Below are 17,565 nucleotides of genomic sequence, written 5' to 3'. Positions count from 1 at the left end.
TCCTCAGCGTCCTCCATACATCAAGTTAGCAAAGAAGGGGACAAATGCGCGATTAAAGGCATATGCGGGTGACTCCCAAGAAGCGTTCTCTGGAATAATTCGCCCAGAATTCACGCCTTCGACTTCGGCGGGAGTTGCATTTGTTTGCAATGCAATATTTGATGGCGTTGAATGGTAGTACTCATGTGCCACAACACCTGCTTGAGAAGGGCGGGGTAAAGCAAAAAAACCTTGATTGAAAGTTGCAGTGTTGTTGCTTGAATTGTAGTTTGCATAGTCAGTTGTGGGGCGATTGACCAAGGGCACCGTGTAGGTAACTTGATTAAAACTCTCAGTAGAGCATTCACCGCAGATGGATCGAATAAAGGGAGAGTTCATCAGAGGTCCAACTTGTGCTGCGATTTGATTAACAGCTCGTATTTGATCCGCTCGGTATCCCGCAACACTGCCACCCACAGCGGCCTTGCCAGTAGGGTCAGTTTTGTTAGCCGGGTTATTGGCGACATACGCATACAGGTTCTGATCGTCCTTGTACCCAATCGGATCCGTCTGCAGGAACCTTCCCAGTTTCGGTGAGTAGAAGCGCGCCTTGTAGTAGTACAGACCCAGTTCGCCAATGAGCTGCTGGCCCGTGTACCTGAACCGGATGCCCGTGGTCACATTGGGCTCGCCAAAGGGCCCGTAGGTGTAGGTGGCCGTGCTCGCCCCCGCACTGTTCGCCGTGGCGACGATGCTGCCCAGGTGGTCCGCATACAGCCAGTTCTTGGCCGTGGTGCCCGCCCCTTCGTACCAGACGATCGGCTCGTCCGTGCCCGGGCCATGCACGTACCGGCGCAGCACCGTGGTTCCCGCTGCGTCGTATTCCGTTATCAGATTGGCACCGTCGTACAACAGGCCCAGGGTCGTGCCGTTGATCGTTGTCGTGCGCAGGCGGCCTTCGGGGTCATAGCCCAGCGTCGCGGCCGTGCCCGTCTTGTTGGCGGTCTTCAGGCGGTTGTCGGCATCGTAGGTGTAGGTCCAGGTACCGTCCCCCATGAGGTTGCCGTTGGTGTCGTAGCCCAGGGTGGCGCCCGCGGCCGCGGTGTACTGGTTCAGGCCATTGGCCGTGTAGCTCTGCGTGCCAGGTGCGGCACCGGCCCACTGGTAGATGTTGTTGCTCCAGGTCACGCTCTTGAGTTCGCGGATCTGGTTGCGCACGTAGGTGTACTGCACCTCCTGCGCCGTGGAGGCCAGGAAGTTCTTCAGCGTGGCCATGGCGCCCTGGTTGTCGTAGGTGCGCTGCACCGTGGTGCCGTTGCCCAGCGTGACGGTGGTGCGCCGGCTCAGGTCGTCGTAGGCATAGCTGGCCAGGCTGACGCTGCCGTTCTCCGTGAGGGCGCTGGGACGGTTCAGCGCGTCGTAGCTGGTGGCGACATAGAAGGTGCCCGGCCAGGTCGTGCGCGTGCGGTTGCCGGCCGGGTCGTACTGGTAGGCCACGGTCTTGCCGCCGGCCGTGGTGCTCAGCTGGCGCCCGGCGTTGTCCCACGCATAGGTGATGGTGTGGCTGCCGTTGGCGTACTGCGCGGCCGTGCGCAGGCCGCGCAGGTCGTAGCCGAAGGTCAGGTTGTCGGCCGCCACCGGGTAGGTGCGCGCCGTCAGGCGGTTGAGGTTGTCCCAGGTCTGGGTGATGGTCTGGGCGCTGCGCTTGCGCAGGGCCGTGACGTTGCCGTTGGGGTCGTAGGTGTTCTCTTCGTAGTCGTTCGCGTTGGCCAGGTTGGGCGTAGCCGGCAGCGGATAGTGCGTGCGGCCCAGCCGGTCGAAGCCGTCGTACAGGTAGACGGTCAGGTTGTTCTTGGCGTCCTTGCTGGTGTCGACGCTGCCGTTGGGCGTGTAGGTATAGGTGACGTAGTTCTGCGCCAGCGTGGTGCCCACGGCCTTCTTGACGATCTGCACGGTGTCGTCGGCGTTGTAGACGGTTTCGGTGACGCGGTTGCCACCGTCGGCGGCCGGCACGAACTGGGTCGTACGGAAGGCGCGATCCAGGTCGTCGTAGGCGGTGTCGGTGATGGGCACCGGTGCGGCCTCCGTCGGGCAGGTGGTGGCCGCCGCGGTCAGGGCCGGTCCCCAGGCGCGCGTGACCTTGCCTGTCTCGCTGTAGCGGCTGCAGCTGACCAGCCACTGGGTGCCTAGCTGCGCCGCGGCGATGGTCGGGCGGCCGTCCTTGTCGTAGGTGGTCTTGGTCAGTTTGCCGGCGGCATCGGTGACCTGGATGGCGCGCCGCGCGCTGTCGTAGGCGGTGGTGACGGTGTCCGTGACATCGGTGCGCGGGCCATTGGCCACCGTCAGATTGCCGGTCGCGTCGTAGGTGAAGGTCGACGTGAGGTTGAGCTTGCCGGTGCCGGAGTCGGCCACGCTGGTGGCGGGCACGTACTTGTTGGCGGTGTTGTAGGTGGTGGCCGTGACGACCGAGTTGGTGGCGGTGGTCTTCACCGTCTGCGTTGCGGGCAGGTAGAAGGTGGGAAAGCCGCTGGGCGTGTAGGCCACGTAGGTGTAGCTGCTCTGCGGTGCCACGCCGGCGGCGTCCACCGGAGACGTGACCGTCAGCGGCAGCCCTTGCGCGGTGTAGGTGTAGCTGGTGACCTTGCCGCGCGCATCGGTGGCCGTGGCCACCTTGTTGAAGGCGCTTTCGTAGGTGAAGCTCTGGACCCGGTTCGCCAGGCCCGAGCCGGGCTTGCCGACGCTGGTGATGGTCTTGACATTGTGGGTGCAGCGCTTGTCTGCGCTGGCGCAGGTTGCGTCGTCGTAGGCGTACTGCGTGTAGTTGCCCTCGGGCAGCATCTTGGTCAGCAGCCGTGAATGGCCGTCATAGGTGTTGACCGTGTAGTAGCCGGTCGGCGTTCTCGACTGGATGATGTTGCCCGATCCATCGATGTAGCTGGTCTTGGTCACGCCGCCCGGACCGATCTCTTCGGTGCGGGAGCCGGCAAAGTAGTAGTCGTAAAGTTTTCCGCGCGCATTGGTCTGCGTCTTGACCCTTCCGAGGGTGTCGTAGACATTGGTCGCGGCTGCCACCGTCGGGAAGCTCGGATAGAAGAGCTTGGTCATCTGTCCAGGCAGCACCCCATATTGATAGGTGGTGTTCTGGTTCAGCGTGTCGGTGAAGGTGGTGAGGTTCGAACTGGCGTCGTAGACGAACTTGACCGTGCGGGTGCCGTCGCCCACCTGGGTGATCTTGCCGCTGGTGTTCGTGAAGGTCAGCGTGCGCCCGAGGCTGTTGGTCACGCTCGTGAGATCGGTGCCTGTGTAGGCGTACTTGACCTGCAGGCCGCTTGCATCGGTAAAGCTCTCGGCCTTGCCGGCGGCATTGAACTTGAGCACCGCCTTGTTGAGCGTCTGGTAGCTGTAGGTGCCATCGGCGTTCTTGGTCAGCTTTGCTGATTTCCCGGGAGGCGCGTTGTAAGAACCATCGGGCAACTTGACGAAGACCTCGCCATTGAGGCCCTGGGTCACGATCACGGTGTTGTCGATCAACTGGTCGCCGAACCAGCGCTGCCCCAATGCCCCGATCACCATCTTCGCGACGGGACGCGTGCTGTCCATCAACAGGTCGAAAGATGCCTTCTGCTCGACAAGAGTTCCGACGGCATCGAGGGCAGAGTCTTCGCCCATCGATTGAAAACCATCCGAATTGGACAGAGCCGTGGCAATGAAGTTGTGCGTCCATCCCTTGCCCATCGAGCCGGCTTGATTGCGGAAGCTGGAGCTGTACAGCCGCTGAAACGCCAAGCTTTGGGGGGAATCGCCGACACCTACGCTGATGTCTTCGTGTTCGTAGAGAAAACTGCCCGACACCATGTCAATGGGGTCGTTGAGATGGAAGCCCGAGTCCGGTCGCAGCCCAGGCGAAAAGATCTGGGCATTTCCGGAGAAAACATTGACTTGCGGCGCCGTCTGGTTCTGCGTCGAAAGACCACCCGACAACCCGTCACTGATGATCGACCCGAGGTAAAGCCCGGAGCCCACGGTGAAATACCCCGCGCCGTGCCAGCTGCCCTCCCCGTTGTCGCAGCGGGCCGGGAGAATCAGTCGCAGGCCCGATGCCAGGTAGCTGTTGAAGTTGCCCAGGTGCGCGCTGCATCCCACCAGATTGGGCTGCACGGCACTCGCATAGTTGGCCGACGTGGCGTTGTAGATGCGCTGGCCCGCTGCCGACGCAATGTCCATCAGCTTCACCGTGGAAACGGCCGAAACCCCCGTGGTCTGCTGCACCGCAGTCGATTCCAGAATGCTCAGGTGCATGGCCCACGTGGTGAACGCCGCGCTTTCCTTGTCGCCGTTGCCTGCGAGGCTGGCCACCGACAGCACGTTGCTCGGCAGATCGACATAGGCATTGGTCACATAGCCCACGATGCCCACTTGGTGCTGCTGCACCAGGGTGGTGTCCGCCAGGCGTTCGGTAACGTAGCCGGCATGGGTGTTCTGCGCGATCCACTGCGCGCCGATCACGCCCAGGGTCGATCCCAGCAGGGGCTCGGAGGCATCCGCCGCGCCCGAGGCTCGCAGGTCGCCCTGCACTCTTCTGTAGTTCTCCGCAAGGCCGCGCCCCGTGGGGCCCCAGCCGTTGGCGACCAGGTAGGTGTTGGTGCCACCGGCCTTCAGTTGCTGGCTGAAGCTGTGGTTGGCGAAGGCGGCGGCGTAGGCGTTGTGCGTGACCGTGAAGTTGATGGTGGTCGAGCTGCCGGGCGTGGCCGCGGTGCCGGGGCTGCCAACGGCCACGCCGTCGAGCTTGAGCACGGGCTGGTTCGACGCGTTGTAGGTCAGGGTCAGCCGCTTGCCGTAGATGGCGTCGGAGGTGTAGGTCTGGTCGATACCCAGGTACTGGAGGCGCACCGTGGGTTTCAAGGTGTTCGGAAGCTCGGCCACCACCTGCGAGGACCAGGCCGTATTCTGGTAGGGCAGCGCCGTTTGCCGCAAGGCGTTGTAGAACGGCACGATGGTCTTGCCGCCGATGACGTCGTCGAGCGTTGCGGCCGGCTTGTTGGCGCGCAGGTAGTTGGCCAGGTTGTTGGCGTAGGTGGTCAGGTTGTTGCGGATGTTCGTGCGATTGATGTTCTGCACGTAGTCGGCGGTGATGGTTGCGCCGCTCTGGGCGGAGCTGAGGTAGGTTGCCGCGTTGTAGCCGGTGGTGCTGGCGCTGGCCAGGTCGATGCCGGTCTTGAAGGTATGCGGCTTGTAGCTGGGGTCGAAGACGTAGTCGGTGCCTCCGATATTGACCTTGACCCAGACATGATCGAACGAGACATCGGTCATGGCGGCCGACAGGCCCGGGCAGCTGCCGCCGCTGGTGGCGTTGATCTCGTAGATCGGGGTTTGCGTCTGGCCGAGCAGGCCGAGCACGCCGCACACGCTCGATGTATTGACACCCCACCATTCGGTCATTTGCGCACCGGTGATCTTGGCGACGCCGAGCACGTAGTTGGCGGTGTAGCCCGAGGCGCGCAGCAGCTGGACCATGAGCATTGCCTGGTCGTGTGCCGTGCCCTGGTTGTCGAGCACCGCACCCAGCGCGCCCTTCTGCACGCCGAAGTTGGGGTAGTACTCGATGTTGTTGCGCACGTACTGGTAGATCAGGTCGGGGTTGTTGCGCAGCGACCTTGCAAGCTCGGCGATGGATGCGGGGCCGAGTGCGTTGGCGTCTCCACTGATGCGCATCGCCGAGACATCGCCGCTCGATGTGCTGAGGGTCTTTGAAGTGGTGGTGCTCGTGCCGGAGGTGGAAACCCCTTGATTGAGGTTGACCGGCCATGTTCTGCTGCCGGTGACGCGCTTCCACTCTTGCGCGCTCACAGGCGGCAAGTTGGCTCTCAGGGTGCCGGGCGCGGGGGCGAATTCGCGGCCGGGTGCAGCGGTGCTGCGCGCAGCGCTGGCAGAAGGACTGGTCTCGCGCTGGATGGGGTCGTTGGCGCCATGCAGGTCTTCGGGCCGGTAATTGATGGCGGGCTTGCCGCTGGCGAATGTGACCGGGCTGCCCGCCACGGGAGCGGCTCTGGTTGCCAGGCCGGTGGAGGTTGCCGCACTGCCGGGCAATGCAATTGGCACGCCCAATGCAACACCCTCGGCGGTTGTCGCGGGCTCAGCGACCTTGCGGGCTCCGCCGTTCTGAATTTGCGCATGGACCCAGCCGCTTGCGGCCAGCGTTCCGATGCAAATGCCTTTCACCAGCAGCCATGTTGTCTTGTGCATGTTTCTTCCTGAGCGTTTGTTTGGCGCGCGCGACCACCATCGCCGCCCGCAGCGCATGGAGCGCACGGGCGGTCGAGCAGATGGATACCGCGAGGAGTTAGGGCGAGGTGGTTGCCACCGACGTTCGATTGCCAGCAGCGTCGTAGCTGTAGCTGATCGTGGTGGTGGCGGTGCCGTTGTTGTAGATGACGGTGGCCAGGCGGCCGAGCGCGTCGTAGCTGTAGCTCACGGAGCCCGCATGGGCTGCGAGGCCACCCAGCATGAGAAGGCCAACGCATGCCCCTCTAGCGAAAAGCCCGGCCCTGTTCCAGGCAGGCGCGCGAGAACGCACCCATCCAACGTTCAATTTGTTCATGGTTCCCTCCCCGCTCAGATGTCAACCAACACCGGAAACGATGTAGTGACGATTGTGAGCAAAGTTGCAAATATTTGACACTTTTGCGAACGACTTACATGCCGTTTCTTGTCCGCAACTCTAATGAGAACTGGAGGGATTGAGAACTGAAAAAGAAGAAATAAAAACCCTGATAGATAAAAGAATTCATCCGCTGGATCAGGTGCGCAACGTCTCCTCCACCGCCAGCGCAACAGCCGCCAACCGCGCATCGTCTCCACAAACCGAAGAGAGCATCAGCCCCACCGGCAGTTCACCCGCGCGATGGCACGGCAGGCTGAAGGCGCAGCCATCGAGGAAGTTGATGGCGAAGGTATTGCGCAGCAGCAGGCCGTTGGCCTTGAAGAATTCGGCATCGGCCGCAAGCGCGTCGATGGCCGGTGCGACGATCGGCACGGTGGGGCAGAGCAAGGCGTCGAAGCCTTCGAGCGCGGCTTCGACGCGGCCGATCCATTCGCGGCGGTGGTCCTGCATGAGGATGTAGTCGGCGGCGCCGACCGACATGCCAAGATCCACGCGGGCCGCGACCCGCGGGTCGAAGCGCTCGCGCTGCGCATCGATGCGCGCGCGATGCACGGCCGATGCCTCGACGGGCGAGAAGCCGCCCGGCGCATTGATCCCGGCGATCTCGGCCAGTTCCGCCAGCGTGACATCGACCACGATGGCGCCCGCCTTCGACAGCGCGCTCACCGCGCGGTCGAAGGCCTGCGCCACGGCCGGCTCGATGCCGTCGAACATCAGCGTGCGTGGCACGGCCAGGCGCAGGCCTTGCAATGGACGCCGGCGCACCGCGAGCGGCGTGCCGGCAATGGCGGCATCGACGACGAGGCAATCGGCCACGCTGCGCGTCATGGCGCAGACGGTATCGAGCGAACGCGCGAGCTCGAAGGCACCGGTGCGCGGCACCCGGGCCTGGGTGCTCTTGAAGCCGACGAGGCCGCACAGCGCCGCGGGAATGCGGATGGAGCCACCGGTGTCGGAGCCCAGGCCCGCCACGGCGAGGCCCAGCGCCACCGATACCGCGGCGCCCGACGACGAACCGCCGGGAATGCGCGCGACGGCGGTATCCGCGGGATTGCGCGGCGTGCCGTGGTGCGGGTTGATGCCGACGCCGGAAAAGGCGAACTCGGTCATGTTGGTCTTGCCGATGATGGCCGCGCCGGTGCTGCGCAGGCGGGCCACGGCCACGGCGTCTGCGGCCGCCGCGGGTTCGCCCTCGCACACGACCGAGCCGGCCATGGTGGTTTCGCCGGCCACGTCGTAGAGGTCCTTCACCGTGACGGGCAGTCCGGCCAGCATGGGCAGAACGACGCCGGCGCGCTGCGCCGCATCGGCATGGCGCGCGGCGGCCAGCGCCGCTTGCGCGTAGCGCTTCGTGAAGACGTGCTGCGCTGAAGGCAGCTCGGAGTCTTCGAGCGCCCGCGCCACCACGGCCTCGTGCGACACCTCGCCGCGCGCGATGCGCCCGCGCAGCGTGGCGATGTCCATGCCGGCGGCGGCCGTCACGCGACCACCTCGAGCGCCTGCACGGCGTAGCGGTGCACGATGCTGCGCTTCAGGCGCGGGTCGTGGATCTCGAGCTCCATCTCGGTGGCCGGGCGGATGCCCTCGCCCTTGCCGTTGGGAATGGCGCCGAGCGTGCCGCAGGTCATGAAGCGGCCTTCGTCGCCGCCCTCGGCCTGGTAGATGCCGTCGCGCAGCGCCGCCAGCGGGCGGATCGAGGCGAAGGTGCCCTGCTGGTAGTCGATCCACCGGCCCTCCTCCAGGATGCGCGAGCGCAGCTGCAGCTCGTCCTGGTAGGGCGCCACGTCGCGCCAGCGCCAGGCGGTGGTTGCGACCGGCTTGGCGCACATCTGCTTGGACACCGCGACCGAGTAGGTCTCGACGCGGCGGTCGGTGTGGTCGGAGGCCACGGTGAGCCACCACTCGCCGGCGGCGCAGAAGAGCATCGGCTCGGCTTCGCCGGAGCTCTGCGCGCCGAGCGCCTCGATGGCGGCGGATTGCGTGAGCAGCCCGGCGCTCACGCGGTAGTACAGCGGCACGCTCGACGGCCGCGGCACGCCGATGGCTTCGAGCTCTTCGATGTGGTGGGCAATGGCCGCGGCGTCGCGGCCGGTCCAGCCGGCAATCACGAGTTGGCGCGGCGGCACCGCGAGCAGTTGCGACGAGCGCGTGCCGTCGGCCGCCACGCTTTCGCAGGCGAAGGAAAGGGTCAATGACATGAAAGGCTCCGGGAACAGGGGGTCACATGAGATGGGCCGGCAGCCACAGCGCGATGGCGGGAAACACCATCAGCACGATGATCGCGAGCATGTAGACGAACATGAAGGGCAGCACGCCCGCAAAGACGTCGGTGATGGGCCCGGGCTGCCGCCGCATGCCCTGCAGCACATAGAGCACGGTGCCGTCGGGCGGGCTGATCATGGCGATCTCGACCAGCATGGTGATCACCACGCCGAACCAGATCGGGTCGTAGCCGAGCGCCGTGACCACCGGGAACAGCAGCGGAATGGTGGTGATCACCATCGACATGCCTTCCATGAAGGTGCCCAGCGCCAGGTAGAAGCCGATGATCACCAGCATGATCACCCAGCCCGGGAACGGCAGCCCGGTCAGGAACTTCGCGAGCATCTGCGGAATACCCAGCGACGACAGGATGTAGTTCAGGAAGTACGCGCCGAACAGGATCAGCGCGATCATCGAGGTGGTGCGCGCGGTGGCGCGCATCGACTCGGCCAGCATCTTCCACTTGAGCTTGCGGTCCACCAGCGCCAGCAGCAGGCTGCCCGCCACGCCCAGCGCGGCCGATTCGGTGGGCGTGGCCCAGCCGGCGTAGATGGTGCCCAGCACCAGCGCGATCAGCAGCGCCGTGGGCACCAGGTCCGACAGGCTCGCGATGCGGTGCTTCCAGCCGATGGCCCTGGAGGCCTCGTCGCCGTGCAGCTTCAGCCTGTAGCTGTAGTACAGGATGACCGCGGTGAACAGCAGCACCACCAGGATGCTCGGCCCCACCGCCGCCAGGTACAGCGCGCCCACCGAGGTCTCGGTGATCAGCCCGTAGATGATGAAGGTGATGCCCGGCGGGATCAGGTTGCCCAGCGCACCGCCGGCAGCAAGCGAGCCCAGCACCAGCTTCGGCGGGTAGTGGCTCTTCTCGAAATACGGCAGCGCCACCGAGCCCATGGTCGCGGCGGTGGCCACGCTGGAGCCGGCCACGGCCGAGAACACGCCGCACGAGATGATGTTGGTGTGCAACAGCCCGCCAGGCAGCCGGCCCATCCAGATGTTGAGCGCGCGGTACAGCCGCTCCGAGAGGCCGGCGCGCAGCATCACCTCCCCCATCAGCAGGAAGAGCGGTACCGACACCAGCACGAAGTTGGTCGAAGGGCTCCAGATCATCTCGCCGATGAAGTTCCAGAACGGCCGGTCCGACAGGCCGAAGCCCGCCAGCAGCGAGAGCACGGCCAGCGCCGCGCCCACGTAGATGCCGCCGGCAAAGAAGCCGACGAAGGCCACCAGCACCGCGGCCAGTGCCCACCAGGGCACGCTGGCCGAAGCGGCCGCGGCCGCCTGGCCCTGCACGCCGAAGAGCGACGCACCGGCAATCAGGATGCCGATGGCGACGATGAAGACGATGGCGATCATCGGGAGGCTCCTGCTGCCGCCGTGGGCATGGCGGGTTGCTGCATGCCCTGCTGCGCTTCGGCCACGGCCTCCAGCGTCTCGGCGGCTTCGTCGATGTAGGTGCGCGACATCAGCATGCGGTCCATGCCGTCGGCGTCGCCGGTGGCGAGCTGGCGCACCGCACGCGCGGCCAGCGCGACCACGGCCAGCAACAGCAGGCCCAGGCCCGCGGCCCACAGGCCCTGCGGCAGCGCCAACGGCGTGTGCAGCGCCGACAGGTCGGTGGCGCTGAAGTCCCACGAATCCTTGGCCAGCGAGAAGGCGCCCCAGGCGAAAAAGCCCGAAGCGACCATGAGCGCGACGAGCGACGCCAGGTGCAGCCAGACGCGCACTTTCAGCGGCATCTTCTGCACCAGCACGTCGATGCGCACATGGCCGCGCTCGAACAGCGTGCCCGCCAGGCCCCAGCTCATGCCGATGGCCATCAGGTAGCCGGTGACTTCGGTCGTCGCCTCGGTCGAGAAGCCCAGCAGGCGCCGGGCCGCGATGTCGAAGCAGATCAGCAGGGTGATCACGAGGTAGCACCAGCCGGCGACGGTCATCGCCTTGGCGCTCACCCATTCAAGCATCTTGAACATACGAATTTCTCCAGTGGACACACGCGTCCAGCCTCATGAGCGCTTGCGTCGCATTGCCAGGAACACCGCGGAACCGGCTTTGCCGGGCCGCTGGTGTTGCCCCCGGTAGGGGGTTGGCGTAGCGACACGAAGTGCGCGAAGACTGGGGGCGAGCCTTATTTCGCGGCGTACTTGATGCCGGTGATCGGCGCGATCACCTCGGCGTAGACCGCCGCGCAGCGCTCGCCGCAGCGCTTGATCCAGCCGGGCAGCACGTCATCGGCCAGGTGCTTCTGCAGCGACGCGCCGACGCTGGCCTCGGGCTTGGCTTCGACCATGGGCTTCTTCATCAGCGTGTGCAGCTTGCAGTCGGCGGTGCGACCCACGTTGCAGGCGATGCCGTCGTTGGTGGCTTCCACGCCCAGCTTCCACTGCGCTTCCTGCACCTCGCCCAGCGTCTTCTCGAACTGCGCGCGGATGGCCGGGTCGAGCTTGTTCCACCATGCCAGGTTCACGAAGTAGCCGGAGGTCGACCACGACAGCGGCAGCGTGTAGAGATGCGTCGTGACCTCGGGCCATTTCACGCCATTGCCCGAGCCGGCACCGGTGATGCCGCAGTCGACCGTGCCGCGTTCCAGCGCGGTGTAGACCTCGCCGAAAGCCAGCGACACCGGTTGGCCGCCGAGCGACTTGATCAGGTCCGAGGCCGACGGGCCGTTGGTGCGCACCTTCAGGCCCTTGAGGTCGGCGAGGCTCGCCACCGGCTTGCGGCAGAACAGCATCTGGCCCGAGAACGGATAGGTCGCGACCAGCTTGATGCCCAGGCGCTGCAGTTCCTTGTTGGCCACCGGCACCATCGCGTCGGCCACCTTGCGGGCCTGGGCGATGTCGGCGTTCATGCCTGCGAGGTCGACGCCGTCGAGCATCGGCACGTCGCCCGAGACGGTGGTCAGCGGCGCGGCGGCAATGTCGACCTGGCCCGAGCGCACCAGGCGCAGGACTTCGGGGCCGTTCACGTTGCGCTCGGGCCAGGACGAGAGCGTGACTTCCACGCGCCCGCCGGTCGCCTTGGCGATGCCGTCGCGCAGCAGCGGCTGGTCGACCTTGGTGTACTGCGGCAGGTTGGGCGCCACCTGCGTGATGGCCTGCACGGCGAGCTTCGGGCCGGCCGGCACCTGGGCGGCGGCGGCGCCGGCCAGCAGCGCGGCGGCCACGGCGACGGATGCAAGGGAAAACAGCGAACGCTTCATCAGGAACTCCTGGAACAAGAAAAAGGGCGGGATTGGGAACGGGTGTTCATTCGTAGTACTGGATCTCGAACAGCACGCAGCCGGTGCGCGACACGAAGGGGCCGTGCACCGCGCCCGGCGGGCGGCAGGCGAAGGTGTAGGGGCCGAAGGCTTCGCCGCCCTCGCCTTCCGCGTCGCAGCCGACCACCAGCTCGCCTTCGACGATGAAGACCTCTTCATGGAAGTCGTGCACCACGGGCCGGTCGATCAGCGCGCCGGCCGACCAGCGGGCCAGGCGGGTGCGCGAGCCGGTGCATGCGGCGGTGTCGAGGTTGTCGGCCAGCAGCAGTTCCTCGATGCGTCCTGCGGTGGAAACCACCGGTGACCATTCGGTGTCATCGGCATCGGGGCGGATCGCGAAGAACTCGCGATGTCTTTTTCCGGTCATGAGCTTGTGCATGGCGCGCAGTGTTGTCGCGCGCCCCTGCAGGGTCAAACGGGAAATTCTTTGGGCCGGCGATAGGATTTCGTGATGCACAGCCCTGGCGCATCAAGGCGCCCCAGCGCCGGGCGCGGCGTGGGCCGGATCAGGGCGCGAGCACGTCGTCCCGGCAGGTGGCGATGAACTGGTCGCACGATATCTGCGCCATGCCGACCAGCGCTTCGGCCAGCGGCGATGCGGGCTCCAGCCGCATGCTCGCGACCAGCGGCAGCGCAATGGGCACCGGGTCGACGTCCAGCACCACCAGCTTGCCGTGCAGCAGGTCCTGCTGGATCACGGCCAGCGGCAGCAGCGCCGTGCCGAAGCCCGTGCGCGCCAGGTCGATCATCGCGCCCAGCGACGAGAAGTAGCTCACGCGCAGGTTGGTGCAGCCGCTCGCGTTCTGGGCGATGTTGCGGTAGACGCTCGATTCGCGGTGGAACGAGATGATGGGCTGCGTGGCGATGTCGGCAAAGGACAGCAGCTTGCGCGACGGGAACTTGAGCGCCAGCGCGGGGCTCGTGACCCAGCGCATCGCCAGGTTGGCGATGCGCCGGTTGTCGATGAAGCCCGGCGTGATCTCTTCCGACAGGATGGCGCAGTCGAGTGTGCCGCGCAGCAGGTCGTCGCGCAGCCTGGGCGTGATGTCGGAGATCAGCTCCAGCGTGGCGTTGGGGTATTTCTCGGCAAAGCGCGAGAACAGGTCGGGCAGCCAGGTGTGGGCCACCGTCTCGATCACGCCGATGCGCAACATGCCCGAGAAGGCATCGGCCTGGCCCATGGCCGCAACCATGCGCGCCTGCATCTCGATCATGCGTTCGGCATGCGGCATGAGCTCGGTGCCCTGGTAGGTGAGCATGACGCCGCGGTGCTCGCGGTCGAACAGGCGCACGCCGAACTGCTCTTCCAGCGTGGCGATGCGGCTGGAGATGCCGGCCTGCGTGGTGTGCATCTTCTCGGCGGCCGCCTTGAAGCTGCCCAGCTTGGCGACCCAGACGAAAGCTTCGAGAAAACGCACGTTCATCGGACGAGTCTATGAGGAGTTGCCGGCTGCGCCGGGCGTGACATATTTCACACTGCCGGGCCTAAATGTCACCAGTTTTGGGTATTTCAGATCCGAATGTAATCCATTAGGCCTCTTTTTACGTTCTGGCGCTTCAACACCGAGACGGGAGCCCCGCATGACCACCACAGATCCACAAGCAGTCTTCGAGGCGAGCGGCCGCCTGGGCGCCATGGAGGTCCTGGGAACGCAGGTCAGTGCGGTGGTGTCGATGCTGCGCGCCATGTATGCGGCGCACCCCGAGCCGGCGAAGGTGAGGTACGGTTTCGACCGGCTGATCGGCCAACTGCTGGTCAGCCCCTACATGGGCCACGACCCGGACCGCGCCGTCGTCCTGCTGGACACGGCGGCGGCGTTGACGCGCCCGCTTGCGGAAGCCGATCCGAACAGATAGGCGCGGGCGGCCTGCGCTGCCCGGTCAACTCCCGGCCGTTCCTGAGACGCCCGCCGCAACCTTGCCCAGCGCAGGACCGGCCTCCGCCCTCAGCACCGACGCCGAGCGGTCGTGCTGGATGAGCAGCACCGCGACCATGCCGATGACCGCCGGAATGGCGATGGCAATGAAGTTCTGGTGCAGCGGAAGGTTCATGCCGACCAGCACGCCGATCAGGATCGGCGCCAGGATCGCGCCGCTGCGGCCCACGCCCAATGCCCAGCCGAGGCCGGTGGCGCGCACGGCCATCGGGTAGTACTGGCCGGCGTAGGCGTTGGCCACGATCTGCGTGCCGATCGTCGATGCGCCGGCCAGCCCGATCAGGACGAACAGCACCGGCGTGGGCATCTTGTAGCCCAGCAGCGTGAGCGACACCGCGGCCAGCGCATACATCCCCGCGAGCACGTACTTGATGTGGAACCGGTCGGCGAGCCAGCCACCCGCGATGGCGCCGACCATCGCACCCGCGTTCAGCACCAGGACGAATGTCAAGGCCGAACCCAGGCTGTAGCCCGCGCTCGCCATGAGCTTGGTCAGCCATGAGCTCAGCGCGAAGACCATGAACAGGCACATGAAGAACGCGATCCAGAACATCACGGTGCTGAAGCCGCGGCCATCGAAGAAGAGGTGCTTGATCGGCGCGCTGTCGGCCCGGTCCTTGGCCGGCACGGCGAAGCGGTCGGTCGCCTGCGGCGTGTAGCTCGGGTCGAGCCGCGAGGCGATCTTCTTCAGCTCTTCGGTGCGGCCCCGGGCCAGCAGGAACGGCATCGATTCCGGAACCGACTTGAGGATGAGCGGAATCAGCACGATCGGCAGGCCGGCGGCAAAGAACACCGATTGCCAGCCGTAGCTTTCGATGAGCCCCTTGCCGAGAATCGCCGCGATCATTCCTCCGACCGCATAGCCGCTGAACATCAGCGTGACGAGGGTGGCGCGGATCTTCTTCGGCGAGTACTCGGTCATCTGCGCCACGACGTTCGGCATCACGCCACCGATGCCGAGCCCGGCAAGAAAGCGCATCGCGCTGAATGTGATCGGGCTCTCGGCCAGCCCCGCCGCTGCAGTGAACACGCTGAAAAGGCCCACGCAGATGGCGATCGCCCAGCGGCGGCCGATCCGGTCGGCAATGGTCCCCATGAAGATCGCGCCGAACATCATTCCGAAAAGCGCGGAGCTGACCATGAAGCCGGCATTGGTGGCGTCGACGCCCATCTTTTTCATGATCGAAGGCAGCGCGATGCCCACGACCGCCAGGTCGTAGCCGTCGAACACGATGATCAGCGCGCACCAGAACAGCACGAGGCCGTGGAAGCGGTTGAAGCGGGCATCGTCGGCCAGCTTGTGAAGATCGATTTGGCGCATGGCTCTTGTCTCCTTCGAATGGCAAAGATCGCGGCCAGGCTTGGCTGGCAGTGGCTGCGATCATGGGCGTGCCGGTTTCGAGGGTCCAACGCATTTTCCGGATGTCCTCTATGCAGCCTGTAAATGGTGGGGCGGGTCTACCCATGGGTTGCGGCTCCATGCGATCTTCGAATGCGCGCTATCACCGTTTTTTGTTGGACCGTGCCTGCCGCCGCTCATAGATTGGCCCATCCGCCCGCACACAGGAGATAGGCATGCAAGGAAAGATCGGTCTCGAAGAACATTTCGCAATTCCACAGACGCTGCAGGATTCGGCGGGCTTCGTGCCCGGCGTCTATTGGAAGGAGCTCAGCAGCCGCCTTCTCGACATCCACGACGGGCGCCTGCGCCAGATGGATGAACACGGCATGGAGATGATGATCCTCTCGCTCAATGCGCCAGCCGTTCAGGCGGTGGCCGATCCGGTGAAAGCGTACGAGCTCGCGGTGCGCGCCAACGACTTTCTCGCAGAGCAGGTGGCGAAGAGGCCCGACCGCTTCCAAGCCTTTGCCGCCCTGCCGATGCAGGACCCCGAGAAGGCCACGCAGGAACTCGAGCGCTGCATGAGCGTGCTCGGCTTTCGCGGCGCGCTGGTCAACGGCTTCTCGCAGGTGGGCACGCCGGACAACGTCGCCTACTACGACGCGCCGCAGTACGCGCCCTTCTGGGCCGCGGCGGAGCGGCTCGATGCGCCGTTCTACCTGCATCCGCGCAACCCCATCGCGAGCTGGGCGCAGATCTACGAAGGCCACCCCTGGCTGCTCGGCCCCACCTGGGCCTTTGCGCAGGAGACCGCGGTTCATGCGCTGCGGCTCATGGCAAGCGGCCTCTTCGATCGCCATCCGGGCCTCAAGATCATCCTCGGCCACCTGGGCGAGGGCCTGCCCTACAACATGTGGCGCGTCGACCACCGCAACGCCTGGGTCAAGGCGCCCAAGGGCTATCCGGCCAAGCGCAAGCTCTGCGAGTACTTCCAGGAAAACTTCTATCTCACGACCTCCGGAAACTTCCGCACCCAGACGCTGATCGATGCGATGCTGGAGGTTGGATCGGACCGCATCCTGTTCTCGACCGACTGGCCGTTCGAGAACATCGACCATGCCTCGAACTGGTTCAACGACACGAGCATCAGCGAGGCCGACCGCAAGAAGATCGGCCGGACGAACGCGATGTCGCTGTTCAAGCTGGCCTGATCCCGAGGCACTCATCGACAAGGCACAGGCACCCATGATCGACATCGACGAATGGACCATCACCAGCGCAGCCCTGAAGGCGCAAGCCGCAACGCCCAGCCCGCGCCTGAAGGCCGTGATGGACAGCCTGGTGCGGCATCTTCACGACTTTGCGCGCGAGGTGCAGCTCACCGAGGCCGAGTGGGCCTGCGGCATCGACTTTCTCACGCGGGTCGGAAAGATCACGGACGACAAGCGCCAGGAGTTCATCCTGCTGTCCGACGTGCTGGGGCTTTCGACGCTGGTCACCGCGCAGTGCAACCGGCGCCCCACGGGATGCACCGAGGCGACGGTGTTCGGCCCCTTCTACGTGCCCGATGCACCGGAATACGAGAACGGCGATGACATTTCCAATGGCGCGAGCGGCGAGCCCTGCTTCGTCGCCGGCACCATCCGGGGCATCGGCGGCGAGCCGATCGGCCATGCGAGCATCGACGTGTGGCAGTCCGACGATGAAGGCTGGTACGACGTGCAGCGTCCCGAGCTGGACCATGCGCAGGGACGCGGCCACCTGAAGAGCCTCGAGGCCGGGCGCTACCACTTCAGGTCCATCGTGGCCGTGCCCTACGCCATTCCCCACGACGGCCCGGTCGGCCAGATGCTGGAGCAGCTCGGCCGCCACCCGTGGCGTCCCGCGCACCTGCACTTCATGATCAAGGCGCCGGGCTACGAGACGCTCATCACCCACGTGTTCCGCTCGGGCGGCAGCTACTTGGGCTCGGACGCCGTGTTCGGCGTGCGCTCCTCCCTCATCGCCGACTGGAAGCGCCACGAGCCCGGCGTGGCGCCGGACGGAACGCACATGAAGGTGCCCTTCTACACGCTCGACTACGACTTCGTGTTGAACAACGCATCCAGGGACTAGAGGC

At 65.5% G+C, this 17,565-nt stretch carries 13 protein-coding genes; 3 read left to right on the top strand and 10 right to left on the bottom strand.

Annotation, left to right across the window (positions count from 1 at the left end; translation table 11 throughout):
• Positions 1-3: 3 nt before the first annotated feature.
• From RZE77_RS29545 to RZE77_RS29505, 9 genes are all read right to left on the bottom strand, one after another.
• Positions 4-6,222, bottom strand: a complete 6,219-nt coding sequence (locus RZE77_RS29545) for an RHS repeat-associated core domain-containing protein (RefSeq protein WP_319443255.1) — start codon at positions 6,220-6,222, stop codon at positions 4-6.
• Between the two features lie 97 nt (positions 6,223-6,319).
• Complete coding sequence (locus RZE77_RS29540; protein ID WP_124961689.1) at positions 6,320-6,484, bottom strand: RHS repeat domain-containing protein; 165 nt, start codon at positions 6,482-6,484, stop codon at positions 6,320-6,322.
• 291 nt (positions 6,485-6,775) lie between these two features.
• On the bottom strand, positions 6,776-8,104 hold the full coding sequence (locus RZE77_RS29535; protein ID WP_319443437.1) for an amidase: 1,329 nt from the start codon (positions 8,102-8,104) through the stop codon (positions 6,776-6,778).
• 14 nt (positions 8,105-8,118) lie between these two features.
• The gene (locus tag RZE77_RS29530; RefSeq protein WP_125966590.1) at positions 8,119-8,838 is read right to left on the bottom strand and encodes a DUF2848 domain-containing protein; all 720 of its coding nucleotides are present in this window, start codon (positions 8,836-8,838) and stop codon (positions 8,119-8,121) included.
• A gap of 22 nt (positions 8,839-8,860) precedes the next feature.
• A complete protein-coding gene (locus RZE77_RS29525) occupies positions 8,861-10,261 on the bottom strand; it encodes a TRAP transporter large permease (RefSeq protein ID WP_319443254.1) in 1,401 nt (466 codons plus the stop codon).
• Positions 10,258-10,878, bottom strand: a complete 621-nt coding sequence (locus tag RZE77_RS29520; RefSeq protein ID WP_319443253.1) for a TRAP transporter small permease subunit — start codon at positions 10,876-10,878, stop codon at positions 10,258-10,260. Before RZE77_RS29520 ends, RZE77_RS29525 begins: the two co-directional genes overlap by 4 nt.
• 155 nt (positions 10,879-11,033) lie before the next feature.
• A complete protein-coding gene (locus tag RZE77_RS29515; protein WP_319443252.1) occupies positions 11,034-12,107 on the bottom strand; it encodes a TRAP transporter substrate-binding protein in 1,074 nt (357 codons plus the stop codon).
• 46 nt (positions 12,108-12,153) lie between these two features.
• Entirely contained in the window at positions 12,154-12,546 is a 393-nt protein-coding gene (locus tag RZE77_RS29510; RefSeq protein ID WP_319443251.1) for a cupin domain-containing protein, read from the bottom strand.
• A gap of 127 nt (positions 12,547-12,673) precedes the next feature.
• Positions 12,674-13,591 (bottom strand): LysR family transcriptional regulator, encoded by a 918-nt coding sequence (locus RZE77_RS29505; protein WP_319443250.1) that lies wholly within the window; start codon positions 13,589-13,591, stop codon positions 12,674-12,676.
• A gap of 157 nt (positions 13,592-13,748) precedes the next feature.
• Here RZE77_RS29505 and RZE77_RS29500 point away from each other — a divergent pair, with 157 nt between their 5' ends.
• A complete protein-coding gene (locus RZE77_RS29500; RefSeq protein ID WP_319443249.1) occupies positions 13,749-14,024 on the top strand; it encodes a hypothetical protein in 276 nt (91 codons plus the stop codon).
• 24 nt (positions 14,025-14,048) lie between these two features.
• Here RZE77_RS29500 and RZE77_RS29495 read toward each other — a convergent pair whose 3' ends face one another.
• Positions 14,049-15,425 carry an MFS transporter gene (locus tag RZE77_RS29495; RefSeq protein WP_319443248.1) on the bottom strand — a complete coding sequence of 459 codons (1,377 nt, stop codon included), beginning with the start codon at positions 15,423-15,425 and terminating at the stop codon, positions 14,049-14,051.
• 254 nt (positions 15,426-15,679) lie between these two features.
• Here RZE77_RS29495 and RZE77_RS29490 point away from each other — a divergent pair, with 254 nt between their 5' ends.
• Both RZE77_RS29490 and RZE77_RS29485 read left to right on the top strand, forming a co-directional pair.
• Positions 15,680-16,657 carry an amidohydrolase family protein gene (locus RZE77_RS29490; protein WP_012748726.1) on the top strand — a complete coding sequence of 326 codons (978 nt, stop codon included), beginning with the start codon at positions 15,680-15,682 and terminating at the stop codon, positions 16,655-16,657.
• Between the two features lie 34 nt (positions 16,658-16,691).
• The gene (locus RZE77_RS29485) at positions 16,692-17,561 is read left to right on the top strand and encodes an intradiol ring-cleavage dioxygenase (protein ID WP_319443247.1); all 870 of its coding nucleotides are present in this window, start codon (positions 16,692-16,694) and stop codon (positions 17,559-17,561) included.
• Positions 17,562-17,565 lie beyond the last annotated feature (4 nt).

Origin of the sequence: Variovorax sp. SPNA7 (genome assembly GCF_033807855.1) — a bacterium.
GTDB classification, from domain to species: domain Bacteria; phylum Pseudomonadota; class Gammaproteobacteria; order Burkholderiales; family Burkholderiaceae_C; genus Variovorax; species Variovorax beijingensis.
This window is presented reverse-complemented; position numbering and strand designations above follow the sequence as displayed.

What these genes read in the sequence shown, in the direction of transcription:
- RZE77_RS29485 (WP_319443247.1), top strand. Translation starts at nt 16,692, where the DNA reads ATGATCGACATCGACGAATGGACCATCACCAGCGCAGCCCTGAAGGCG.
- RZE77_RS29535 (WP_319443437.1), bottom strand. Translation starts at nt 8,104, where the DNA reads ATGGACATCGCCACGCTGCGCGGGCGCATCGCGCGCGGCGAGGTGTCG.
- RZE77_RS29525 (WP_319443254.1), bottom strand. Translation starts at nt 10,261, where the DNA reads ATGATCGCCATCGTCTTCATCGTCGCCATCGGCATCCTGATTGCCGGT.
- RZE77_RS29510 (WP_319443251.1), bottom strand. Translation starts at nt 12,546, where the DNA reads ATGCACAAGCTCATGACCGGAAAAAGACATCGCGAGTTCTTCGCGATC.
- RZE77_RS29515 (WP_319443252.1), bottom strand. Translation starts at nt 12,107, where the DNA reads ATGAAGCGTTCGCTGTTTTCCCTTGCATCCGTCGCCGTGGCCGCCGCG.
- RZE77_RS29505 (WP_319443250.1), bottom strand. Translation starts at nt 13,591, where the DNA reads ATGAACGTGCGTTTTCTCGAAGCTTTCGTCTGGGTCGCCAAGCTGGGC.
- RZE77_RS29540 (WP_124961689.1), bottom strand. Translation starts at nt 6,484, where the DNA reads ATGCTGGGTGGCCTCGCAGCCCATGCGGGCTCCGTGAGCTACAGCTAC.
- RZE77_RS29530 (WP_125966590.1), bottom strand. Translation starts at nt 8,838, where the DNA reads ATGTCATTGACCCTTTCCTTCGCCTGCGAAAGCGTGGCGGCCGACGGC.
- RZE77_RS29545 (WP_319443255.1), bottom strand. Translation starts at nt 6,222, where the DNA reads ATGCACAAGACAACATGGCTGCTGGTGAAAGGCATTTGCATCGGAACG.
- RZE77_RS29500 (WP_319443249.1), top strand. Translation starts at nt 13,749, where the DNA reads ATGACCACCACAGATCCACAAGCAGTCTTCGAGGCGAGCGGCCGCCTG.
- RZE77_RS29495 (WP_319443248.1), bottom strand. Translation starts at nt 15,425, where the DNA reads ATGCGCCAAATCGATCTTCACAAGCTGGCCGACGATGCCCGCTTCAAC.
- RZE77_RS29520 (WP_319443253.1), bottom strand. Translation starts at nt 10,878, where the DNA reads ATGTTCAAGATGCTTGAATGGGTGAGCGCCAAGGCGATGACCGTCGCC.
- RZE77_RS29490 (WP_012748726.1), top strand. Translation starts at nt 15,680, where the DNA reads ATGCAAGGAAAGATCGGTCTCGAAGAACATTTCGCAATTCCACAGACG.